Genomic DNA, 2,288 nt, shown 5'->3' with positions numbered 1-2,288 from the left:
CACATACTCTTTATAAAAATAGTTCACGCTGTATCTGAACTCGTCCATGCTGTGGTTGTTCTCGTCAATCGGCTTGCCGTTGTCGTCTCGACAATATAGCCCGCTTTCCTTGATGAAGTGGTAATGATCGTACTTTTCATCATCCACCAACCGGAACATGTCTTTTGTTATGGTGTTCTGCGCCCGCTCGATACCAACCTCAATACCTTGTGAAGTGCCCCTAATGTCTTTAGCGTTATTGTCCGCCTTGGACGTATCAACGCCTATGAGGTGCAGCTCTTCACGCAATGACTTACAGGCTGGATCGACAAAGAACCTCGTATACCGCATCTGATATTTGTCAGTGCAGTATTTTATGAACTCTTTTATCTCTCTTGCGTAAATACTCATTGCCTTCACTTGTCCGGTTTCAGCGCCTGAATGGTAGTAATGAGCCACGCGATTTAAACGGCGTATCAGTTTCCCTTCTGTGTTCCGGAATGACGTTACGATATTACATGAGACACTTGTCGCGTCAGACTGCCCGCCGTCAGCTGCAAAGTACATTTGTATCGGCTTACCGATCAATGTCCTTTCTGTGTGCGCCTCAAGGTCAAGCATTCCGTATATTACGCCTTGTGGGTTAACCCGCTTCCCTTCCCAATCTCGCTTTAATAGGTACGGGTTCTTCTTCAGCGTGTCGTAAATCTCTTGTTTCCTGTCGTCAGTCAAAATAGGGTTGTCGTGGATCGTCCAATGTTGCCAGCGTGTGTCTTGCACCTCAAACACATCTTTAATGACCGGATGATTCGGGGCCGGTGGGTTCAAGTCTGCCAGGTGATAGCGCATCTTTGCCGCGAACGTCCGCCGGAAGCATTCCTGAATCATATCCATGTGTAGCAGATTGATCTCACAGAACACGACTGAGCCAAGCGACATACCTGTAATAGCTTTAACGCTGTCCGCTTTACCGCCGCCCTTGTAATAGACTTTCTTTGTCCCTGTCGGCGTCTGTACCTCTAAATGATCACCTAAATCATCATGCTTCACTTTGGCAAGGTTGCCGAACTGATGTTTAAGGCCCGTCCCGTCACCGTCAATAAAGAGCCTGTATGCTTGCTCCTGGTTATAGGCAACGACCAAATGGTTTTGATCCGGCGTTAGCGACAAATAAAGAGCATAGCGAAAATGGCCCGCTGTCGTCTTTCCTGACCGTGGCGTGCCTTCGTTTGCTTCTAATGTACGATCAAAAGGTCTTGTTATGATGTCCTGCTGCTTCGGTGAAAACTTAATTTCCATCGTCTCCACCTTTATTCACGGCTTTATACAACTCTGCAACCTGTGCAATAAGGGCAGTGTCGCCTTTATCGCCTTTAAGCAGCTTTGTCCGCTCTTTCGCAAGCTCGGTATCTGCCTTGATCTTGTTTGTCTGCGCCTTCGTCTGATTGTCTTTGATCTCAGACTCTTTGCGCCATACGTCAGGCTGACGATTTTTAAGCCAGAATATAGCTGCGCCTGTGTCGGGCTGAACCTCTTTGACGATACGCTTAGTGATTTTCAGTTCACTTTCACCGTTCATGTTTTGAACCCATTCGTATGTGTCCTCATTGTACTGATAGCCCAGCGCCCGCTTTAATAAGGCATTCTCGACTTTCAGATCAATAACGGCTTTCCCTCTTTTTAAGGCGTCATCTATGTCAGGATGCTTTTTCTTCCACTCATAAAGCGTCTGCCGCTTAATTCCCATGTTATGAGCGATATCTTCCTCTGTCAGACCATCACGCGCCCAATGCTCTATCTTCTTCAGGCCATCTTCCGTGATCCACTCTGCATATTTAGCCTTTGCCATTTACAAACCTCACCGCCTCCTATTCTTTTTTGATGCAGCTCCTGAACATGCAAACGTATTTATTGCCTGCCCAGGAACCCCACACGCAGCCATTACATTTGTGCGCCTCTTTCTCCGCTTTCAGTGCTGCTTCCCTTTCCTCTTCCTTCTTCCTTTGCAAATAATCGTATAGGCTCATTTTCATATCTCCTTTTGTTGTCTCTGATCTGCGCCCGCACTCAAGCGCTGTTTAGGCTTTCAATCGTTTCCCTGAGAATCACCGGACACAGGTCACAAACAACACAAAAAAGCGACCCCGCTTATTAGCAGTGCCGCCTTAAATATTTATTGCCTCCCATGATAAGACTGTGATGGGATCACCCTACATGTTATTAAGTAGCAGTCTTACCGGCAATGTCGTCCAGGCTATCCCCGAACCCTAAAAATAGCGAATTGCGACCCTTGACCCACTCACTTAGCC

General features: G+C 47.1%; 2 protein-coding genes. Both read right to left on the bottom strand.

The annotated features are described in order from the left end of the window. Nucleotides 1–1,287, bottom strand: a 1,287-nt coding sequence (locus ACFQ88_RS39565; RefSeq protein WP_379463436.1) for a PBSX family phage terminase large subunit, incomplete at its 3' end; no start/stop codon positions are given. After that, a complete protein-coding gene (locus ACFQ88_RS39560; RefSeq protein WP_377455222.1) occupies nt 1,268–1,828 on the bottom strand; it encodes a helix-turn-helix domain-containing protein in 561 nt (186 codons plus the stop codon). The genes ACFQ88_RS39565 and ACFQ88_RS39560, both read right to left, overlap by 20 nt. Between the last annotated feature and the right edge of the window lie 460 nt (nt 1,829–2,288).

Source organism: Paenibacillus sp. NPDC056579, from assembly GCF_042793215.1.
Classification (GTDB): domain Bacteria; phylum Bacillota; class Bacilli; order Paenibacillales; family NBRC-103111; genus Paenibacillus_S.
Note: the sequence above shows the minus strand (reverse complement) of the source record. Positions and strands in the feature narration are given on the sequence as shown.

Excerpts from the sequence above, each read along its gene's own strand:
- ACFQ88_RS39560 (WP_377455222.1), bottom strand. The coding sequence starts at position 1,828 with ATGGCAAAGGCTAAATATGCAGAGTGGATCACGGAAGATGGCCTGAAG.